21 protein-coding genes and 1 pseudogene are annotated in these 18,551 nt (G+C 41.8%); 12 read left to right on the top strand and 10 right to left on the bottom strand.

Annotated features, from left to right (window positions below):
• Window positions 1–380: 380 nt before the first annotated feature.
• Window positions 381–476: pseudogene (locus IM473_RS22720) on the top strand (IS30 family transposase); the annotation flags it as partial.
• Window positions 477–1,008: 532 nt separating this feature from the next.
• A complete protein-coding gene (locus IM473_RS11300; RefSeq protein WP_004160520.1) occupies window positions 1,009–1,623 on the top strand; it encodes a DUF4339 domain-containing protein in 615 nt (204 codons plus the stop codon).
• Window positions 1,624–1,874: 251 nt separating this feature from the next.
• Here IM473_RS11300 and IM473_RS11295 read toward each other — a convergent pair whose 3' ends face one another.
• Window positions 1,875–2,060, bottom strand: coding sequence for a hypothetical protein (locus IM473_RS11295; RefSeq protein WP_287659461.1), 186 nt, complete (start codon window positions 2,058–2,060; stop codon window positions 1,875–1,877).
• A complete protein-coding gene (locus tag IM473_RS11290) occupies window positions 2,035–2,319 on the bottom strand; it encodes a BrnT family toxin (protein WP_041804056.1) in 285 nt (94 codons plus the stop codon). The genes IM473_RS11295 and IM473_RS11290 overlap by 26 nt, the downstream gene beginning before the upstream one ends.
• Window positions 2,320–2,888: 569 nt before the next feature.
• Here IM473_RS11290 and IM473_RS11285 point away from each other — a divergent pair.
• The gene (locus IM473_RS11285) at window positions 2,889–3,695 is read left to right on the top strand and encodes a creatininase family protein (protein WP_287659460.1); all 807 of its coding nucleotides are present in this window, start codon (window positions 2,889–2,891) and stop codon (window positions 3,693–3,695) included.
• A gap of 260 nt (window positions 3,696–3,955) precedes the next feature.
• Here the strand turns inward: IM473_RS11285 and IM473_RS11280 are convergent, their stop codons facing one another.
• The gene (locus IM473_RS11280; protein ID WP_287659459.1) at window positions 3,956–4,342 is read right to left on the bottom strand and encodes a type II toxin-antitoxin system VapC family toxin; all 387 of its coding nucleotides are present in this window, start codon (window positions 4,340–4,342) and stop codon (window positions 3,956–3,958) included.
• Complete coding sequence (locus tag IM473_RS11275) at window positions 4,339–4,566, bottom strand: DUF2281 domain-containing protein (RefSeq protein WP_002734460.1); 228 nt, start codon at window positions 4,564–4,566, stop codon at window positions 4,339–4,341. Before IM473_RS11275 ends, IM473_RS11280 begins: the two co-directional genes overlap by 4 nt.
• 511 nt (window positions 4,567–5,077) lie before the next feature.
• Here IM473_RS11275 and IM473_RS11270 point away from each other — a divergent pair.
• Together IM473_RS11270 and IM473_RS11265 are read left to right on the top strand one after the other, a co-directional pair.
• The gene (locus tag IM473_RS11270) at window positions 5,078–5,746 is read left to right on the top strand and encodes a HEAT repeat domain-containing protein (protein ID WP_287659458.1); all 669 of its coding nucleotides are present in this window, start codon (window positions 5,078–5,080) and stop codon (window positions 5,744–5,746) included.
• Window positions 5,747–5,807: 61 nt separating this feature from the next.
• Window positions 5,808–6,323 (top strand): phycobiliprotein lyase, encoded by a 516-nt coding sequence (locus tag IM473_RS11265; RefSeq protein WP_287659457.1) that lies wholly within the window; start codon window positions 5,808–5,810, stop codon window positions 6,321–6,323.
• Window positions 6,324–6,389: 66 nt separating this feature from the next.
• Here the strand turns inward: IM473_RS11265 and IM473_RS11260 are convergent, their stop codons facing one another.
• Complete coding sequence (locus IM473_RS11260) at window positions 6,390–7,322, bottom strand: hypothetical protein (RefSeq protein WP_287659456.1); 933 nt, start codon at window positions 7,320–7,322, stop codon at window positions 6,390–6,392.
• Entirely contained in the window at window positions 7,279–7,878 is a 600-nt protein-coding gene (locus IM473_RS11255; RefSeq protein WP_193960808.1) for a DUF1517 domain-containing protein, read from the bottom strand. The genes IM473_RS11260 and IM473_RS11255 overlap by 44 nt, the downstream gene beginning before the upstream one ends.
• 131 nt (window positions 7,879–8,009) lie before the next feature.
• Here IM473_RS11255 and hpnH point away from each other — a divergent pair, with 131 nt between their 5' ends.
• Entirely contained in the window at window positions 8,010–9,026 is a 1,017-nt protein-coding gene (hpnH, locus tag IM473_RS11250; protein ID WP_287659455.1) for an adenosyl-hopene transferase HpnH, read from the top strand.
• 1 nt (window position 9,027) lies between these two features.
• On the opposite strand, the gene IM473_RS11245 is transcribed toward hpnH, so the two are convergent.
• Window positions 9,028–10,401, bottom strand: coding sequence for an HD domain-containing phosphohydrolase (locus tag IM473_RS11245; protein WP_287659454.1), 1,374 nt, complete (start codon window positions 10,399–10,401; stop codon window positions 9,028–9,030).
• A 184-nt stretch (window positions 10,402–10,585) separates the two neighbouring features.
• Between IM473_RS11245 and IM473_RS11240 the strand changes: the two genes are divergently transcribed.
• Both IM473_RS11240 and nblR read left to right on the top strand, forming a co-directional pair.
• Complete coding sequence (locus IM473_RS11240) at window positions 10,586–11,068, top strand: hypothetical protein (protein WP_287659453.1); 483 nt, start codon at window positions 10,586–10,588, stop codon at window positions 11,066–11,068.
• Between the two features lie 70 nt (window positions 11,069–11,138).
• A complete protein-coding gene (gene nblR / locus IM473_RS11235) occupies window positions 11,139–11,828 on the top strand; it encodes a response regulator transcription factor NblR (RefSeq protein ID WP_287659452.1) in 690 nt (229 codons plus the stop codon).
• 146 nt (window positions 11,829–11,974) lie between these two features.
• Here nblR and IM473_RS11230 read toward each other — a convergent pair whose 3' ends face one another.
• Window positions 11,975–12,772: a glutathione S-transferase gene (locus IM473_RS11230; RefSeq protein WP_287659450.1), complete on the bottom strand. Its 798-nt coding sequence runs from the start codon at window positions 12,770–12,772 to the stop codon at window positions 11,975–11,977.
• Between the two features lie 332 nt (window positions 12,773–13,104).
• Here IM473_RS11230 and IM473_RS11225 point away from each other — a divergent pair, with 332 nt between their 5' ends.
• The 3 genes from IM473_RS11225 (at window position 13,105) to IM473_RS11215 (ending at window position 15,851) form a co-directional block, all read left to right on the top strand.
• Window positions 13,105–14,292, top strand: coding sequence for a hypothetical protein (locus IM473_RS11225; protein WP_287659448.1), 1,188 nt, complete (start codon window positions 13,105–13,107; stop codon window positions 14,290–14,292).
• A 33-nt stretch (window positions 14,293–14,325) separates the two neighbouring features.
• Window positions 14,326–15,318 (top strand): pentapeptide repeat-containing protein, encoded by a 993-nt coding sequence (locus tag IM473_RS11220; RefSeq protein ID WP_287659446.1) that lies wholly within the window; start codon window positions 14,326–14,328, stop codon window positions 15,316–15,318.
• Between the two features lie 65 nt (window positions 15,319–15,383).
• Window positions 15,384–15,851 carry a retroviral-like aspartic protease family protein gene (locus tag IM473_RS11215; RefSeq protein ID WP_287659444.1) on the top strand — a complete coding sequence of 156 codons (468 nt, stop codon included), beginning with the start codon at window positions 15,384–15,386 and terminating at the stop codon, window positions 15,849–15,851.
• Here IM473_RS11215 and IM473_RS11210 read toward each other — a convergent pair.
• Window positions 15,846–17,507 carry a M14 family metallopeptidase gene (locus IM473_RS11210; protein WP_287659442.1) on the bottom strand — a complete coding sequence of 554 codons (1,662 nt, stop codon included), beginning with the start codon at window positions 17,505–17,507 and terminating at the stop codon, window positions 15,846–15,848. The two genes, IM473_RS11215 and IM473_RS11210, sit on opposite strands and share 6 nt — an antisense overlap.
• A gap of 71 nt (window positions 17,508–17,578) precedes the next feature.
• Between IM473_RS11210 and IM473_RS11205 the strand changes: the two genes are divergently transcribed.
• On the top strand, window positions 17,579–17,791 hold the full coding sequence (locus IM473_RS11205) for a hypothetical protein (protein WP_287077952.1): 213 nt from the start codon (window positions 17,579–17,581) through the stop codon (window positions 17,789–17,791).
• Here the strand turns inward: IM473_RS11205 and IM473_RS11200 are convergent.
• On the bottom strand, window positions 17,788–18,534 hold the full coding sequence (locus tag IM473_RS11200; protein WP_287659440.1) for a circadian clock KaiB family protein: 747 nt from the start codon (window positions 18,532–18,534) through the stop codon (window positions 17,788–17,790). The genes IM473_RS11205 and IM473_RS11200 overlap by 4 nt on opposite strands.
• Window positions 18,535–18,551: the final 17 nt, after the last annotated feature.

The raw sequence follows: 18,551 nt of genomic DNA, 5'->3' as shown, positions 1-18,551 counted from the left end.
TTTTGAGGGGACATAAATTAGCTTTTCACTCCTATTACTGTGTTGAGACAGATTAATCCTTCTACGGTTCTTGGCCAGGTAATGATTTGGTAGTAGTGGCGTAGCCCTCTTGCTCATCTGGTATGAAGTGTGTAAAATATTTATTAATAAAAATAATGGCTCTTCTGGTTTCTGTGTGGAAACGAGGTCTATACTGATAGAATATCCGCAAAATAGCGCTAAAAGTCTTGTCTGATAAGTATTTCACGATTCCATAAGCAAAAATTATCACACAAAGCCGAGAAGAGCCGTTGGGGAACCGTTTGGTATTTTATCCATGACTACAATGCAGAGCAAAGCAAAGGATTAAGCCTCCATCACTACTACCGAATCACCACCCGAATTTGAAAATCGTTAAGCCAGAGGAGGTAGAAAGAGCCTTAAACTTAATTAACAATCGTCCTCGAAAATGCCTTGACTATCGTACCCCAAATGAGAAATTGGCCATGTCTAGCTACTTATTCAGGTCACTTCCTGAAATGCGTTGGACAAAAATTGACCAGACTTGGGGATCAATGTTTCCTCTCCAACTATTAAGAGTGTCGAAATAATAGTGAAATTTTGTGACAAAGTGCAGTCAGATATAAGAATCTTTGCCAGAATCCCGGAAAGCTTCTGTGATAAGTCTCCTTAAAGGAGATTGTTTGCAGTAAGCTCATCTGGCTAACACGCTTTTGGGCGTGATATAGGGAAAAGTTCTGGCGATTGCGCCTAAATGGAGTGATATACAGAAAGTTGACCCATATCGTTACTCTGAAGAGTGTTATACAGAGAGTTGACCTATAATATGTAGTTAGACAGAAATTCAGGAGTAACTTAACGAGGCTATATCCATTAAGGTTTCGCAATTAATGGCGATAAGTTTACTGTTATTAGGAGAACAAAGCCCAATATCATTTTTAAAATGCAGTGAATAATTTTGGTTTTTTTATCATCCAAACAGACTATTAGTAGATAGGTTCAAAAGTTATGTGGTACTTTATAGAAGACAATCAAAAAAGAGGAAGTTTCAGTCTTGAAGAGATGGAATCTTTAGCCAATCAAGGTGATATTAATGAAAATACTTTAGTTTGGAAAAAAGGTATGAAAGAATGGCAACCCCTGAGCCAAACTGAATTAAACGATATTCTACCAGAGGATGCACCTCCACCCATTCCACGCGAATTACCTCCCCCGTTTCCGACTACTTATAGAAATGTTCAAAAAGAAAGAGTTGAAACAACAAGTCCTTATTCCCCAGCACCTGCCTCTCAAGAGGATGCTAGAATAAAGCTGCTCTATGCAGCAAAAGCTAGAATATGGGCGCACTGGCTATTTTGGCTTTTGATTCCCTTCATTGGAGGTATAATTAGTGTTACAAAAACTAAATTAGAAGGTGATGAACCTCGCAATCAAGCAATTAGTGTACTAATCTTGTCTATAATGAATACTATATTTCCAACCTGGTGGTGGTTCAGTTTAGCATTATTGGCAAATATGATTTTCGGTGCATACAAAACCCAAGAACTTATAGAAAAGGCAAGACATCAATTAAATATAAAAGATCCCTTACAAGCTGAAAAACAACTTTTTAACCATTTTTAGTTGCCGTAGGGTGCGTCCCCTAATCTGGATCCTACTGCTCCACCGATCGATTTTTGGGAACGCACCATGCACATTTATTGAAGCTGTGAGTTTAAGTGCGATGCCGATCTTGTAGGGTGCGAAAACGCGCGTGTAACGCACCTTTTTCAAGTTAGCTATAATGTCGGTTAGACAATACTCTTATGAAGCGTTTAACCATCAGATATACATTCATGAGCATATTGTTCCACCAGTAATTCGATTATTTTTTCCTAAGGAATTTGCTTTCGAGCTGCTTGAGATTTAAAGAAGATTACACTTTCTTCTGTTGATTCTAATGTTACTTGAGTAGTTTTGGTTTTACCTTTAGGAACTAACTGGTCTGGAGGCGGTAAAAAATCTTTAACGACTTGTCCCAGTTCCATTGGTTCATCAGTATAAGTTATTTTGCTGTTCATATAGTTTACGTCCTTTTCGCCAATAACCAGCTCCAAAAATTCTAACTTTTCCTTCCCGGTAAGTAAAGCGTACTGTGATAATTCCTTCATTGACTTGCCCCATACAGTAAAATCGATTTTCTTCTTGACTGTGAGCCAGATCTTGTACGATAACTCTTTTGGGGTCAAAAAATGCGTATTGGGCTAATTCAAAGGAAACATCGTGTTTCTGTTGGTTTAAACGATTTTTATCTTCATCCCATTCAAAGCTTTCATCCATAGGCGGAGTTGATAAGCCTAACCACTATGATTTTAACATAGGCTTTAAAGAACATGAGTTGAATCAAATTGATAGGCTGGTGATAGAACATCAAACAACATTACTCGATACATGGCATGACTACTTTGACACTTGAGACAGAACCAACCTTAAATCAAGTGCGATCGCCGTTCTTGTAGGGTGCATTCCCTAATCTGGATCCTACTGCTCCACCGATCGATTTTTGGGAACGCACCCTGCACATTGATTGAAACTGTGAGTCTAAGTGCGATGCCAAAGGCACTGCGTAGCAGATCGCTGATCTTAATAAGCTACATTAACAATAATACTTAAAGAAAAGGCTTAAAGATGCTCAGTAACAAGGGTAAAAAAACAAGTCGCCCCTGGTGTTTTTGCCCGACGATATTGCATATTATAATTAATGAAACAGGTTTTGTTGCTAGATGGATTCGGTTTGGCAAGCCATTACCGATGAAGATGATTGGCAACCTTGCCAAGAATTAGTGGTAAAATTACCAAATAAACCGTTATTTTTCCCCTAACCCTAATCCCCCACCCCCAATAAAATTATGATGCACGGTTTTATTCCCCCTCATCGTTATTTTCCCTATCTTGCTTGGACCGATATAGATTCAATGCCAGATAAGGAAAATGTGGTAATTATTCAACCCATCGGTGCGATCGAACAACACGGCCCCCATCTACCTATTGCCGTCGATGCTGCCATTAGTTTAGGGGTTTTAGGCAAAGCTTTCGAGAAATTAAATACAAATGTTCCCGCCTTTGCTTTACCCTGTCTCTACTACGGAAAATCTAACGAACATTGGTCTTTCCCCGGCACGATTACCCTCTCGGCAACAACCTTATTAACCCTCATTCAAGAAATAGCTGAAAGTCTCTATCGTTCAGGTTTTCGCAAATTAGTATTAATGAACTCCCACGGCGGACAACCGCAAGTTATGGAAATTGCCGCTAGGGATATTCATCAACAATATCCCGATTTTTTAGTATTTCCTTTTTTCACTTGGCGAGTTCCCCACAATGCAGCTGAATTATTCTCGGGATATGAATTAGAATACGGTATTCATGCAGGAGATGTGGAAACTAGCATGATGTTATCATTACTGCCAGAACAGGTAAAAATTGAGCGCGCTGTCCGAGAATATCCCCAAGGTTTGCCAGAAAATAGTTTATTAACTATGGAAGGAAAATTACCCTTTGCTTGGTTAACTAAGGAATTAACTAAAAGTGGAGTGATGGGAGATGCTACTAATGCAAGTAAAGAAAAAGGCGATCGATTATTAGAATCCGTTGCTAATGGTTGGGTACAGGCGATCATTGATGTTTATCGATTCCGTCAACCGAAGTTATACTAATAGAAGATTAATCAGAATTGTTAATAAGCTGTACTGCATTTAAACCTTCTATTGCTAATTTTATTAGCAAGGATCAAACTCCATCTCTCTTATCCTTTGATTCGGGAATTTGATCACTATCTTATATTAACATCAATAGAGGAAATTTTAACCAGACAGGGGTAGTTTTTAGCATAATTATTAATCTCAATCGTGAGTTTTATCCTTGAGTGTTTAGAAATTTTGTAAACGGTAACAAAAAGAAAAAAAAACGACATTTTTTACCATATTTTTTGTACGGGATAAGAATCGAAAACAGAATCAACGCCTAGGATAATTAAGTTTTCTGTAATTGCTTGAGAAATTAATAAACGATCAAAGGGATCTTTGTGATAATAAGGTAAGGTGTCTAATGTCCAAATATGAGATAATTTCAGGGGTAAAATCTGCACATCATTAATTTTAGTTTGATCTTTAACTATTTCCGAGAGAGAAATATCTAAATTTAATTTGCCTAACTGTACCTTGATCTGTATTTCCCAGACGCTGACCAAACTCAAGAAAAGAAGATTATTTCTATCTTCTAGTATCTCAATTGCTGATGAGGAAAGCTGAGGAGAATTCTGGGAAAACCAGATTAAAGTATGACTATCTAAGAGAATATTCATGAGTCAAAATTCCAGAAGTTATCGGGTAAGGGTTGATTGAAATCATCACTCATCCAAATTTTTCCCTGATGCAACCCAAAGACTCGTTTTTTAGGGGAAGATAAAGGCTCCTTTTCCTCCGTGAGAGCTTCTACATATTCTAAGATTTGTTTTTGTTTATCTAGAGGAATTTCCTGCAGCTTGTTAATAATGCTTTCTGTAATTTTATTGCCAGAAATAGTCATGGTTTTCTCAATATATACTGAAATCTACGATGCAAACTTCATGATAGCATTTTAAACATAAATAAAGTTAATTTTTGTAGAACCACTTCCCCAACTTGTTTAAGAGAGTTCCTGCAAAAATCAAAAATCTTCCGGGAGGAGACTCCGAGATAGTCCAGAAGAGGAGAAAAAAGACAAGAGACAACTATCCTGTCCATAAAACCCAAGATTATGTCAAATTTATCTGAGGTTTTCGATATTTTGAGCCGATAGCACCTCGAAAACTTACTTTTACAGGAGGTTTAAGCTAAATTAACCCTATTGTTAAGGATATTAGCTAGAGCAGTTATCTTAATGATCAGGTACGAAGTTTTCGTTTTTGGGAGTCGTTCTTCGATACCAAATTAGATTACACTTCATCTTTATGAGAAACACTGTAACAGACAGAAATTAGCTGTTTCAGTCCCCTAAGGCTGCTGACTTAGAAACAATTGCGTTAGAATTAAAGAAATATTACAAGTGATTGACAAAAATGAGTAAGCCTGATATAGAAAGCATTGCCCTCCAGTTAGAAAGCAGCAACTCTAAAGATCGTCTGCTGGCCTTGGCATCCCTGCGAGAAGTCGCCCCGGAGGAGGCTGTACCCTTGATCAAAAAAGTCCTTTATGATGAAATGCTGCCGGTGCGATCGATGGCTGTCTTTGCTTTGGGAGTCAAACAAACTGAGGAATGCTTTCCTATCCTAGTGGATTTGTTAGCCAATGATGCCGATTATGGCATTCGCGCCGATGCTGCCGGGGCCTTAGGTTATTTAGAAGATATTCGCGCTTTTGAACCCCTACAACGGGCTTTTTACGAAGACACGCAATGGTTAGTCCGCTTTAGTGCCGCCGTCGCTTTGGGCAATTTGGGCGATATTCGGGCTAAACAGGTGTTATTATCGGCCCTCGATAGTAACGAAGCGGTTATTCAACAGGCCGCTATTGCTGCCCTTGGCGAAATCAAAGCAGTGGAAACCGTCGAGAAGCTTTTAACCTTTGTTAACTCCGATGACTGGTTAATTCGGCAGCGATTAGCGGAAGCTTTAGGCCATCTTCCGGCGGAAAAAACGATCGCAGCCTTAAAATTTTTGGTTAAAGACGAACACCCGCAAGTGCGCGAAGCGGCCCGTTTATCCTTGCAAAAATTGGCCAACGTCTAGGGATAGGATAGAATAAATAATCTATTCTTTCAGAGCGATCTATCTTTGCCTACAGCCATTCATGGACATTCAAGAATTTATTAATCTCTGTGCGGGTAAATGGTTTTCTCAGCGCACCAGTTATCAATTAGCTGCCCAAAAAGTTGCCAATAATAAAGCAGAAATCACCATCGATTTGCTGGCTGCCGATGCTGCCGATGTGGTGCAATTATGTTTAGGAAATAACTGTCAGTCCCACACCAGTCTAGGGGGATGGAAAACGACTTGGGATAATTCCGTGGACTATGGACAACCGAAAAAAATCGGTTCTAGCTATTTAGTTTGGCTACCCTCAGAAAATTCTTGGCAAGGAAAATTAATCACATCGGACGGTAAATCGGCAGCGCTGGGAGAATATCATCTCCGAAGCGATCAAGCTTTAACTTTAACCATCGAGGATAATCACCATCGTATCGAGGAAAGAATCTGGTTTGCTAGTCCTAATCTGAGATTGCGTACCAGTATTATCCAGTCGGCCAATGGCGATTGCCAGACGGTTTTCTACTCGGAAATTCGCAAAATGGTTGCTTCTAAGTAGTTGCTATCCCCAATGTCTGAGGTGGGGAAGACAGGGTTAATCTTCCACCACTCCAGTCAAATCCTGCTAACGTCGGCCGCGTCTGCTGCTGCCGAAACCACTGCGACTAGGGGTACGACGAGAACCAGAGGAACCGAAACTAGGAGAACGTTTGACATTATCAGATTTACCCGAATTCTTCAGGGTACTGGAACCATAACCGGAACCACTGGGTTTTGTGGTGGTTGTGCTGCTGCGCTTGGGACTAGAGGAAGTATTACTGGGATAACGACGTAAATTGCCGGTAGAACGGAGAGTTTGCCGATTTTTGACTGCCGGAGGTGGACTATTATGTTTAGTCCGGTATTGATCTACTGCCTGATTATAGGTGGAACCGTAACCACCAAAACCAGTCATCACCCCTCCCGGAGTATAGAGGGGAGGAACGTAGTATTGAGGACGAAAGAGCAAACTACCCAAAGCTTGACCAGCAACAGCACCGAAAAAAGGACTCCAAAAACTCGATTCTTGTCGAATCACCACGGTTTCCTGTTGTCCGGTTTGGGGATTTTGCCGCACTTCCGTGACATTATGGACATACTCGATTTTAAAATCTTCAGTCATGTACAGGGTAGCCTGATCACCGTTGATTTCTACCGCAGTTTTTTCCCCTTTAGCAATGTCCTCATCGGTTAATCTAGCCATTTGCAGGTTAGTGGTGCGAAAGAGGGGTGAAGTCCCCCCAGGGGTGTTTAACAGCATTAAGGTATAAGTGCCATCTCCATCATCGTAGGTAGCTTGTTGCACCTCGTAGCGACCGCTACTAACCTGATTGGATTCTTGTCTTACACTACTGTTATTAGCTGAGGGTGACTGAGTTTGATTTGACGAGGAACCACAGGCCACCGTTGTGCAACAAAGGGTAAGAATTAAAAGGATTGTCGTTACTTGGCGCAGCATAAGGGCAAAATTAAGACTATAAAGGCAGCAATTCCGGGAAATTGAGTAATAGTTGCTCATTGGTCAATTCATCTCCCAATTGAGCAGGAGAAAAATGTACCTGAATCGCACGCAGCCGACCTTGGTAGTGGAGGTTAATTATTGATTTTAAACCATCTTCCAGGGCCTCTCGATCGGCTAGGCTAGTTTCTAAAGCAGCACTCTCACCCTCGAAGGCTATTGTGATCATAACAACTAAGTTATCGGTGACGGGTAAAGTTAAGGGTTCCTTTTCCCCCACTTCCCCAGACACCGATTCACTTAGGTATCTGGCCGCGGAATCGGTAAACAGTTCGTTAACGTAGTCTCCCGCTTCCCCCTCACTCCAAAAAATATCGCCCTCATTAGCCACAGAAAACCAATAGAGGTTCATCTGCAGCAGATTTTGACAAATTTCTACTAAACCCTCCCCCATGACCTCTAAATCGCCTTCGGAATCGATCGCCTCCCGGCCAGTACGATTAAGGATACCGATCAGGGGTGCGACTTCTTGTCCGTAGAGATGCAAAAATAAGCGACAGACCACATAGCGAGTTTTACCCGCAAATTTCTTGAAGCGATCACCTAAAGAACTCATAATCTATCCGATAATCAAGTAAACAGGAAAAAAGCCATCAGCTTTTATTTATTTTGCCATTTTCTAGGCTTCTATGCCTTGATGTCCTGTTAACAGTCTATAATGACTTAGAATCCTATTGGTGTGAGCAAATGGCTGTCCAACTGCAACAAGCTTTAGTGGTTGCTTCTTATATCTTGAAACAGCGTCTAGCGGGAAAAAAGCGTTTTCCCTTAGTTTTAATGCTAGAACCCCTATTTCGCTGTAATTTAGCCTGTACTGGCTGCGGTAAGATTCAACATCCCCCAGAAATCCTCCGCAATCATCTCACCCCAGCAGAATGTTTCGCAGCGGTGGAAGAATGTGGGGTTCCCGTGGTTTCCATCCCCGGGGGCGAGCCGCTTTTACACCCACAAATTGATGAAATTGTCAAGGGGTTAGTGGACAGAAAAAAATTTGTCTATCTGTGTACCAATGCTCTGTTATTGGAGAAAAGCCTGGATAAATTTACTCCTTCACCCTATCTTACCTTTAGTGTCCATCTGGACGGTTTAAAAGCACATCACGATCGCTGTGTGGATCGAGAGGGAGTATTCGATAAGGCAGTACAAGGGATTAAAGCGGCGAAAGCGAGAGGTTTTCGGGTTACTACTAATACCACGGTTTTTGAAGGCACAGAACCGCAAGAAATGCAGGAATTTTTCGATTTTCTCGCTACTTTGGGCATCGATGGTATGATGATTTCCCCCGGTTACAGTTATGAGTGGGCCCCGGATCAAGATAGTTTCTTGAAACGGGAGCAAACTAGAGCTTTATTCCGAGAAATTCTCTCACCTTGGAAATCAGGGCAGAAAAAGTGGAATTTTAACCATAATCCTCTCTTTCTCGATTTTCTCATCGGTGAACAGGACTATGAATGCACTCCTTGGGGTAGTCCTAGTTATAGTCTTTTAGGATGGCAAAAACCCTGTTATCTGCTCAACGAAGGACATTACAAAAGCTTTCGGGAACTTTTAGCAGAAACCAATTGGGATAACTACGGTCGAGCCAGTGGCAATCCTCAATGTGCCGATTGTATGGTACATTGCGGCTATGAACCGACCGCGGCCATGGCAGCTTTTAAACTGGCTAATATGGGACGTGCCATGCAGAGTTTAATCGGAGTCTAATCTAAACTGATTCTAACCAGACGGCGGGGACTTGACTAGGGCGATCGGGTAATTGCATCCATCCCATTTCGCACAGACGAATTACCGAAGTTAATTTTTCTACCAAAGCGGGATCAAAACGAATCCCGCTATAATTTTGACAGCGCTCTAGGGCCTCTCCTAAATCTAGAGCTAGTCGGTCGCCTCGCGGTTGAGTTAATTCCTGAAAATAGGCTGATAATCCTAAAATTCGCGACTCTAGGCTGATTTCTTCCCCTTTTAAGCCGTTGGGAACCCCGCTACCATCCCAGTATTCAAACTCATGGTAAATAATCTGTTGAATTGGGGCTAATTCGGGCATAGTGGCGAGTAATTGTGCGCCTAACACCGATCGATCCCGCCAAAATAACGCATTTGCTCCCTCTAACTGACTGGCACGCTGTCTAAAAACTTCGATCGGAGCCTCCGCTAGACCGATGCGGTATAATAAACCTGCTAATCGTAAGCGTCGTAATCTTAGGGTGGGTAAATCGAGCAATTGTCCCAACATTTCCGCTAAAGCGGCCACCTGTAGGGAAGCAAGGGGATTATCAATATCTCTTTCATCGACTTTTTGAGCCATTCTGAGAAAAGCTTGCAGTTTATTCGCGGCTAAATTTTTATTTAAACGGGATGCTTGTCCTTCTAAGTCGCTTAATTCTCGTGTTTGTCTGCTGACGGTGACTAACTGCTGTTGACTGGTTTGCAGATAGGTGACAATGCGAGAGACTACTCCCGTTAAATCCGTGGGAATGGGATTAATATTTTGACTAATTTCCTGCTGTTGTCTGCTTAAATCGGCCGCTAGACTGGGATTATAAGGATGCAGACGCTCAATTAAGATCGTAGCGGCTTTTTCGACTAAATCGCGATCGAATGTCCATAAACCGTAGAATTTTCGCTCCGTGTCTATTTGGGGTTGACTATCGGACCGGTATTCTTCCGGGGATAACTCATGACAGAGTACCATGGAGGCGTAATCGGGGGAAAGAATGATTAAATTCCACTCATTAACCAAACTATCGCTATTATCTAAGTTCACTAGCGAAACATTCTCTAAACTGCCGGTTTTATGCTCAGAAAAACCACTATCGGCTACGGCAGCGATCGCAATATGACGAGAAGAGCGAGCCATATCTAAATAGCGCTCGGCCTCCTGTAAATACCATTTACCCTGTTGAAAGGTGACTAAGACAAGTGGTTTATTTGTACTATCAGGGCTGCTAGTTTGCAAGATATGATCTTCAAGAGCATGACAGAGAGCCACCAGGGTATTCTTAAAATAGACCCCGTAACTGCTGGGTAATCGTCCCGATGAAGCTCTTTTTAACTGTTGTAAACTGGATTCTACGGTCATAAGTGGCAAGATTAGGGGAAGTGGGAATTATGAATTATGAATTATGAAGTGGGGAGCGGGAATTATGAATTATGAATTGTGAATTATGAAGTGGGGAGACGGAGTAGGGGAGCAGGGGAGCAGGGAGAAAAAACTGATGACTGATAACTGATTACTGTCTCCTCATAGCTTTTTACTTAATTTTATGACCTTAGTGATTTGTACGGGTTTTCATGATTCTAGATTGACCGAGGATTTTTTAGGACATCTGGGGAGCAAATCGGTCAAATTACGTCCCTATATGATTATTTCTCCTTTTTCTTGCTTAAATGAAGCTTTTTCACCGGGAGAAGACCTAACCTTAATTGGGTTTAGTGCGGGGGTGGTAAATGCGATCGCTTTAGCTCATTATTGGCAAGCTCAAGGGGCGAAAATTCGAGCTTTAATTGCTCTGGACGGGTGGGGAGTGCCATTAATCGGTAATTTTCCCATTTATCGCCTTAGTCACGATTATTTTACCCATTGGAGTTCCTGTTTATTGGGTAGCGGTCAAGAAAATTTTTATGCGGATCCCCCTGTAGACCATCTTAGCCTCTGGTCGTCCCCCGATCGAGTTATTGGTTGGTCTGTCAATGGTAATTTTGTCCAACGCACCACAGCGTTAACTTTTTTATCTCAAATCGGTTAGGCGAGAATCAATTAAGTATAATTGGCTAGTCTCCTCCCTATCTTTCCTATTTCTTTACCGCTGCCGACTCATGAGTACATCAGTTCTGAGTTCTTCGATTCTCTTGGTGGGAATTGAGGAGAATATCGCTAAACTAGCCAGTGCGGACTTGAAAGAAGCAGGTTATCGTCCCCTGATTGTGCCTAGCATTGATATCGCTTTTCCAGAAGTGCAAAGTTGGCAGCCAGCGATGATTATACTCGATCGCTTCCTGGCGGGGGAAGCGGGTGTGACTTTTTGTCGTCGTTTACGTTCCCAGGGAAGTTGCGTTTATATTATTTTGTTAGTATCTCAAGAAACCCTAGAACAACGTCTCGCCTGTTTGGAAGCGGGAGCCGACGATTATTTTCTCAAACCCTATAATTCGCCATCTTTTCTCAAATTAATCCGTTTTTACCTGCAACCTCTGGAAACTATCCCCGAACAATTGCGCTTCGGTGACTTAGTATTAGATTTAGCCACTCGTCGTCTCTCCTATAAAAACAAAAATATTGAGTTGACGATGAAGGAATTTGAACTGCTGCGCTACCTGATGATTCACCCGAAAGAAGTATTATCAAGGGATCAAATTCTCGAAAATGTCTGGGGAGACGAATTTCGAGGAGAATCAAACGTTATTGAGGTATATATTCGCTATTTACGCATGAAGATGGAGGCTGGTGGTCAAAAACGCCTCATTCATACCGTGCGCGGTGTCGGCTACGTTTTACGCGAATCTTAACAGGAGTCAGGACTAAGGAGTTAGGAGTCGGTCGACAGGAGATTATTTTATTTATTCTCCCCACTCCGGTGCTCCCCACTCCCTAATTCATAATTCATAATTCATAATTCATAATTCCCACACCCCACCAGCCTAGTCAAGCTCTGCTATTCGATCTGGATGGAGGTGGGGGAATCTATAGGAGGGGTAGAATTGCCAGGGGTAATAGTTTGACGGTATTGACTATAAAGACGGTCGCGCCAGACAAAAAAGCCCTCGTAGGCGCTATTATCGGCTAACCCCGGGATTCCCTTGCCTTGCAATTCCCTGGGTAAGTTGAGATAGGAACCCTGGGGAAACTGAAGCAGTACACTTAATCCCGCCACGGCTAAATCGGCTAAAGTAGGCTGATCCCCGACTAAATAGGGACGATTGGCTAAAATGAGGTTTAAAGCTTCTAAGTCCTGTTGTAGCCCTTTTTTCGCGGTATTGATAGCATCTTTTCCCAGACCTACACCCGTCCCCAAAATATCAATTAATTCCCCCGGCAAGGAACCCAGCAACAAGCGCATAAAATCGGGAGTTTCCCGGGGTAAAAAAGCGGTACGAAAGTTTTGATTTTGGGCAAAAGCGCCGAGAAAAGCGGTTCTTCCTTTTAATCCCAGGGATTCATCGGCCCATTCTTCGATTAATAAACATTGACCCCGTTGTAGGGGATCTGTGGGGATAATTGGTTTTTCAGGATACTTGCGATCGAGATAAAAAGCAATCTCCGTCGAGTCGGCGATATAAGTATCACCATCCTTGAGGACGGGAACCTGTCGCTGTCCAGAAAGACGGAATAATTCTAATTGTCCCACCCCCGGCACCACGTCCCTTTTTTTATAGGCAAGTCCTTTATAGTCAAGGATGAGACGGACTTTCTCACAATAGGCAGATAATTCAAATTGGTAGAGTTCTAGCATAGGATGATATGGCCTCTCGATAAATCAGTTTCTCCCTGATTACTCTAACCCTATCGGGCATCGATCGCCTAAACTTAAAGACTTTACTCCGATTTTGCTCGAACATTTGTACTAAAAACGAGAAAGGCGAAAAAATAATCTTTTGCTAATTTTAGGGACCAGATGTAGCAAACCGAACTCAATAGCTCCACGCTTTTAGGTTAGGATATTTTCAAGCTCCAAAAGCTGGGAATAACATAATATATTCCTATAAGCTAACTTGCGAGAGGCCAATAGCATACCGCTATAGTAGGGGTGCGAGGGCTAACTCCTTTCTCGGATCAGAGGTTACTATGCAATTATCCATGGACGTTTTTAATGAGGTAGTTCGCTATCTCGACAGCCACGAAGAAAAATTACGGATCAAGAAATTAATCTTTTGTATCTGTAAAAAATATTGGGAAAATGATCCTAATATTTTAGACGGTGTGGCTATGGAAGACTTGGTGAAGGAGTTAGTGCAACTCAAAACCAGTAAGGAACAATTAACTTTTTCTGTTTATAAGTTAGTTAAAAGCCTAAATCGTCCTGAAGTTTATGCGGGAGTAGCCACGGTTATTATTGAGCAAATCAGTAAATTATATAGTGGTATTGCTGCCGCCTATGACACCCAATTATCACCATTAGAACCAGCAGTTAACCCTAGGTTTACTGCTGTTAATAATGCTGTCAACAACGAGGAAGATAATTCCTTAAGACAGGTGGTTAGTAGCCTAGAAAATCATCTAGAGACAGAGAGAATGCAAAAATTAATGTTTGCCGCCTGTAAAAATCGTTGGGAAAATGATCGATCAGTGATTAATAATTATGGCTTAAAAAATATTGTTTTAGAACTTCGGCAAAACAATCCTGATTTTTTAAGCTTGCGACAAACTCTCAACCAAATTGCCGAAAATATTAATAAAAAAGCTCTCTACCTAGCCCTAGCCGATATTATTCTTACCCAGCTAGAGCCTCTCTACAATACTAATAACGATTACAAAGAAGAGGATAATGAGTCAAAAAGTCAAACCTTTAACGATCAAATGGTTCATCTAGATGATGATTGTGATTCTTCGGCTAAAACTGCATCTTTCTCCTCCTCTAGAACTAGAAGTAAACCTGTGGATTTTGCCTCTTCGAGAATGGAATTGCCCTTTGCCGAGCCAGCTTTCTTAAACAATAACCCCAGTAATTCCCCACAAATTCCTGCCTACGACCCCTTTGAAATTCGTTTAGAAATTTTGCATTATGCTAATCCTTTACGAGCCAAAATATTGATTTTCTCGCTCCTATTTTATCCTTGGGATCAGAGCAGTCAAGATTGGTTAACCCTGCGAAGTTATACCCTAGAAGATTTACTACAACAACTCATCCAAAGCGGGAAATCTCTCAAGGATATCGAAATTCAACTATACAATATTGCTCACAACCAAATGGATAAGGATGCTAATGTTCAAACCGCCGGTATTCTGTTGCAAGCTTTACAAAGAATTCTCTAATTTTTTACCCCAATTTATCTGGATATTCTACCTATGAAACCCAACGAATTAATTGCACGTTATGCCGCGGGAGAAACTCAATTTAGTGGCTTAAAATTACCTAGAGTTAATTTAGTTGGTGCTGACTTAATTGGCATTGTTTTAAATGAAGCAGATCTACACGGATCCAATCTTCTCTTTACCTATCTTAACCGGGCTAATCTCGCTCAAGCTAATCTTGTGACAGCTAATTTAAGCGGTGCTAGTCTCAACCAAGCTGACTTAAATGGGGCAGATTTACGCAGTGCCAATTTACACGGAGCGATGCTACAAGGGGCTAATCTTCGTGATACTGATATAACCCTAGCTATTCTACTTGATGCTAACTTGAGCGGGGCGGATTTACGCGGGGCTGATTTAAGTAGTGCTAACCTCACTGGTGCTTGTTTGCGGGGAACAAATATGCGTCGGCAAAATAAAAATTGTAACACTAATTTACAAGCGGCTAATCTCTATCGCGCCGACCTGCAAGGGGCTAATATGAAAGGGGTTAATCTGGTGCGAGCTAATCTAGTAGGAGCCAATTTCAAGGAGGCTAATTTGTGTGATGTTGACCTCAGAAAAGCGGATTTAACTAATGCTAATCTCCAAGGTGCTTTACTCACTGATGCTAATTTAATCGGGGCGTGTTTAGTGGGAGCAAATCTAGCGGGAGCCAATTTAGTGCGGTCAAAAATGAGCGATACGGAGGCAATGGGTGCAAATTTCCATAGTACAATTATGACTCAAATAAAACTCGATCGAGCTAATCTTAGTCAAGCTAATTTTCAAGCGGCAAGAATGAATCATGCTGACTTAAGAAGGGCTAATCTTTCAGGAGTTAATCTTAGGGAAGCGGATTTAGTCGATGCTTTCTTTGCTAGAGCAAATCTCACCGGTGCTGATTTAAGTAATGCTAATCTAACTGGTGCTGAGTTAATGAGTGCTAATCTGATGGGAGTTAACTTCCGCGGTGCAATTATGCCGGATGGCAGGATTAATAATTAAAATTACTAGACAATTTTGTTGGCAATTATTCTGGTATAATTAGAGGTAGAATTGAGGGTAATATTATGGTTGAGCCAGTAATTATTGCAGAAGATCTGGGCAAAATCTACACCACCATTACAGTGATCAATCGCGCCGATCAAATTCGTGCGGAGTATGGTATGATCGCGCCGGAACAAATTCGCTCTCTTACCCTAGAAAATGTCTTGGTGGATACGGGGGCAACTACTCTTTGTCTAGTGCCGGAAGTAGTCTCCCGCTTGGGTTTACAGCTTTTAAAAGAAGTAGATGTGGCTACGGCTAAAGGGATAGGAAAAGCGAGAATTTTTCGCGATGCCACCTTGATTATTGCGGGACGGGAAGGGACTTTTGAATGTTTGGAATTACCCGGAGGTCAAAACAATTTATTAGGAGTAATTCCTTTAGAAGCTTTGGGATTAGAACCAGATCTTCGTAGCCAAAAATTGCGAGTTTTACCCACGGAATCTAACGAGACTTATTTAACAATTTTATCGAACCAAATAGCTCTATAAAATTACTTTTTGTCTGACTGTTCCGGCTCTTTCAGCTATAGCAATAATCTCGATTTCTTGACCAGAAACTCCCTTAATCACCCATTCCACCGTACGGCGATAATCTAAACCGTGAGCAAGACTACTATATACTTTATTTGATCGTCCTTCTAAGTGACCGATTTCTTGATCTAATTTTCCCACTATTAAACTCACCTCATCGGCTAAATTTAACTTGACTTGAATGGGACGAACTATCTTTCTTTCCAGTGCTTTTTTGCTGGTATAAGTGGGTAAGAATCCCTGATTTTCTAACTGTAAAACCAGATGATAAATACCATTGCCCTCCGACTTAAGATCAAGACGAGAGATAGCTAAAAGAGGTGACATTAAAGCATGGGCAATAGTAAACTGACATTGTTTCTCACATAAATCTGGTAAATACTTTTCTGGGGCATTTTGCCAGACATTTTTAAAGTCCCAACCGCCAATTTCCACCTCTCCCAATTGGGGATGATGAAAACTTTGCCAATTAATAAAACCCTTTCCCGCTAAATTCTCATCATTCCAACGCTGTAATTTCAATTCATCTTCAAAAGGATGCCAGCGAAACCATTGAACATAATCATCTTTTTTTACTCCTGCTTGGGTGGGTGCATCCCATAACTCCACCGTAAAACCATACCAACCAAAATGATCATAACCGTAATCATCCATGGCACCGTTAGTCACTTCTTTGGGATGATAACGAAAATCGTGATAGACAGAAACGCATTCATAACCAGTCATTGCTTTTCCCTTATCAGCAATATATTTATACATTTCTAAGTCTTCCACGGGGAAATATTCATCGGGATGGGTGCTATAGGGACGCAACATCACTGCTGAATAGGTATGATAGGTAACGAAGCCATTAATATTGGTGTTATTTGCCCAAAATTCGGCTTCTGCACGGGTTTCTGGCTCCGAAAAGGGAAAATCTCCAGCACCCTGTTGTTCCCCTTCAGGAACCCAATAAACAGGATAATTGCGGTTAAAATCTAAACCCTCTAGGGTGGGGGCAGTGGTAAAATTATAGCCATCGTAATCACGGATTAAACCTTCGGTGAGCAAAGTGTAAAAAGTTCCTTCAAATTCCTCCGGTTCGCGACGCACCATAATGCGAGGATCTTGTTCGGAAATTTTCCAAGCTCCACAGGTATCTTTTTGGCGCATTTGTAAGATTAAACCATCGCCGTTAATATCTTCAGGATATAGCCCCGGTTTCTCATCCGTGTGGGGATAGGGGCGAATACTCGATCGTAACAGATAGGGAGTAGTGAGATATTTTTCCGCTCCATCCACGGCTAATCGCGGCAAAATATAGACAGTGTAATGGTCAAGAAGTCTGGTAATTTGGGAATTATGACCGTATTGGCGCAAAAGATGAGAGATAGTGTAGAGAGCGACGGCAGAGCCTGTTACTTCCCCCGCATGGGTGTTAGCATCGATCCAATAGGCAGGTTTTTCTAAATAGGGGCCTGTGGCTTGATTTGTTAGGGTAGTTAACCAGATATCTCGATTTTCGTAGCTTTTACCGATCGAGGTGAGGCTAATTAAATTAGGATAGGATGAAGCTAGGTTTTTCAGGAAAGAAACTAATTCGGCGTAGGGGTAATAGTGGCTAAAATCAAACATAATCTTCTGCAACTAAAAAAAGGATTCTTGGGTTAATTTGACAAAATATGGGATAATAACAGTAAAAAACTATGGATAGTCAAGATATCGCTCGCTATATTGAAGAAACTAACGGTATTTCTAAGCCTTGGCTGTTGGTGCAATTGCGTCTCAAAAAACTGCAAGAACGTCGCACCAGTCTTTCCCAACAGGAATACATCCAAGAATTGGATGATATTCAGCAAGACTTAATGAAATTGGGCGAATGGTGGCGAGGAATCGAGTCAGAAGTCTTTAAACCCTAAGCTGTGGCGATAATCTGTAATACTCGCGGTAAATCCTCAAATTCGCCGATGATGCGTTTCACCGGTTGCGGCCAAACCCGGACTAAAGTGGGAATAGCAGAGACATGATTAGATTCTGCTTGTTCTGGATGTTTAGAGATATCGATCACTTTCAGGGTATAGGGATGGTGTAATTCTCGTTCCAGAAGCTGATGGATCGATTCTAGGGTGTGTTTAGTATTGGCATTATTGCCGGAGACAAATAACCGCAAAACATAACCCTTGGGACTAGGGTTAGTATAGTCGGAGTCAGCACCAATCACCGGAGTAGCCGCGGGAAGCTCCTGATAACGGAGAATCAGATCGTGGGATTGCCAAAGTTGGGGAAACTGCTGACGATAGGTTTCTAAGATAGTGGGATTAGAGGATTGTTCCTGCCAAGGTACAGTAAACCAAGCTTGATCGTCCGTGGCGAAAATAGCATTTAATAAAGGCTGATAGCGACGGACAAGGGGATAGACTTCGGCTCTAGTATGAATACGGTGACTGTAGGGATCTCGCCAGCGATCGATGGTAGCAGTAAAACTAGGAACTAAAAAATGGGGGGGTTCTGACAACCCTAAAGCGGACTGGAGAGCAGCGCAGAGATTCAGATGCCAATGAGTTTGTTTATCAGGATCGATACAGTAAATTAGATCGCCCCCGGGGGTAAACAGGGCGATGCCTTTAAAAATATCGGGCAACACAATCGCGGAAGTAGTCACTTGAGGGGTTCCCCTAG

The organism is Microcystis sp. M015S2 (assembly GCF_020245945.1).
GTDB lineage: Bacteria > Cyanobacteriota > Cyanobacteriia > Cyanobacteriales > Microcystaceae > Microcystis.
Note: the sequence above shows the minus strand (reverse complement) of the source record. Positions and strands in the feature narration are given on the sequence as shown.

What these genes read in the sequence shown, in the direction of transcription:
- IM473_RS11300 (WP_004160520.1), top strand. Translation starts at nt 1,009, where the DNA reads ATGTGGTACTTTATAGAAGACAATCAAAAAAGAGGAAGTTTCAGTCTT.
- IM473_RS11295 (WP_287659461.1), bottom strand. Translation starts at nt 2,060, where the DNA reads ATGAACAGCAAAATAACTTATACTGATGAACCAATGGAACTGGGACAA.
- IM473_RS11290 (WP_041804056.1), bottom strand. Translation starts at nt 2,319, where the DNA reads ATGGATGAAAGCTTTGAATGGGATGAAGATAAAAATCGTTTAAACCAA.
- IM473_RS11285 (WP_287659460.1), top strand. Translation starts at nt 2,889, where the DNA reads ATGATGCACGGTTTTATTCCCCCTCATCGTTATTTTCCCTATCTTGCT.
- IM473_RS11280 (WP_287659459.1), bottom strand. Translation starts at nt 4,342, where the DNA reads ATGAATATTCTCTTAGATAGTCATACTTTAATCTGGTTTTCCCAGAAT.
- IM473_RS11275 (WP_002734460.1), bottom strand. Translation starts at nt 4,566, where the DNA reads ATGACTATTTCTGGCAATAAAATTACAGAAAGCATTATTAACAAGCTG.
- IM473_RS11270 (WP_287659458.1), top strand. Translation starts at nt 5,078, where the DNA reads ATGAGTAAGCCTGATATAGAAAGCATTGCCCTCCAGTTAGAAAGCAGC.
- IM473_RS11265 (WP_287659457.1), top strand. Translation starts at nt 5,808, where the DNA reads ATGGACATTCAAGAATTTATTAATCTCTGTGCGGGTAAATGGTTTTCT.
- IM473_RS11260 (WP_287659456.1), bottom strand. Translation starts at nt 7,322, where the DNA reads ATGAGCAACTATTACTCAATTTCCCGGAATTGCTGCCTTTATAGTCTT.
- IM473_RS11255 (WP_193960808.1), bottom strand. Translation starts at nt 7,878, where the DNA reads ATGAGTTCTTTAGGTGATCGCTTCAAGAAATTTGCGGGTAAAACTCGC.
- hpnH (WP_287659455.1), top strand. Translation starts at nt 8,010, where the DNA reads ATGGCTGTCCAACTGCAACAAGCTTTAGTGGTTGCTTCTTATATCTTG.
- IM473_RS11245 (WP_287659454.1), bottom strand. Translation starts at nt 10,401, where the DNA reads ATGACCGTAGAATCCAGTTTACAACAGTTAAAAAGAGCTTCATCGGGA.
- IM473_RS11240 (WP_287659453.1), top strand. Translation starts at nt 10,586, where the DNA reads ATGACCTTAGTGATTTGTACGGGTTTTCATGATTCTAGATTGACCGAG.
- nblR (WP_287659452.1), top strand. Translation starts at nt 11,139, where the DNA reads ATGAGTACATCAGTTCTGAGTTCTTCGATTCTCTTGGTGGGAATTGAG.
- IM473_RS11230 (WP_287659450.1), bottom strand. Translation starts at nt 12,772, where the DNA reads ATGCTAGAACTCTACCAATTTGAATTATCTGCCTATTGTGAGAAAGTC.
- IM473_RS11225 (WP_287659448.1), top strand. Translation starts at nt 13,105, where the DNA reads ATGCAATTATCCATGGACGTTTTTAATGAGGTAGTTCGCTATCTCGAC.
- IM473_RS11220 (WP_287659446.1), top strand. Translation starts at nt 14,326, where the DNA reads ATGAAACCCAACGAATTAATTGCACGTTATGCCGCGGGAGAAACTCAA.
- IM473_RS11215 (WP_287659444.1), top strand. Translation starts at nt 15,384, where the DNA reads ATGGTTGAGCCAGTAATTATTGCAGAAGATCTGGGCAAAATCTACACC.
- IM473_RS11210 (WP_287659442.1), bottom strand. Translation starts at nt 17,507, where the DNA reads ATGTTTGATTTTAGCCACTATTACCCCTACGCCGAATTAGTTTCTTTC.
- IM473_RS11205 (WP_287077952.1), top strand. Translation starts at nt 17,579, where the DNA reads ATGGATAGTCAAGATATCGCTCGCTATATTGAAGAAACTAACGGTATT.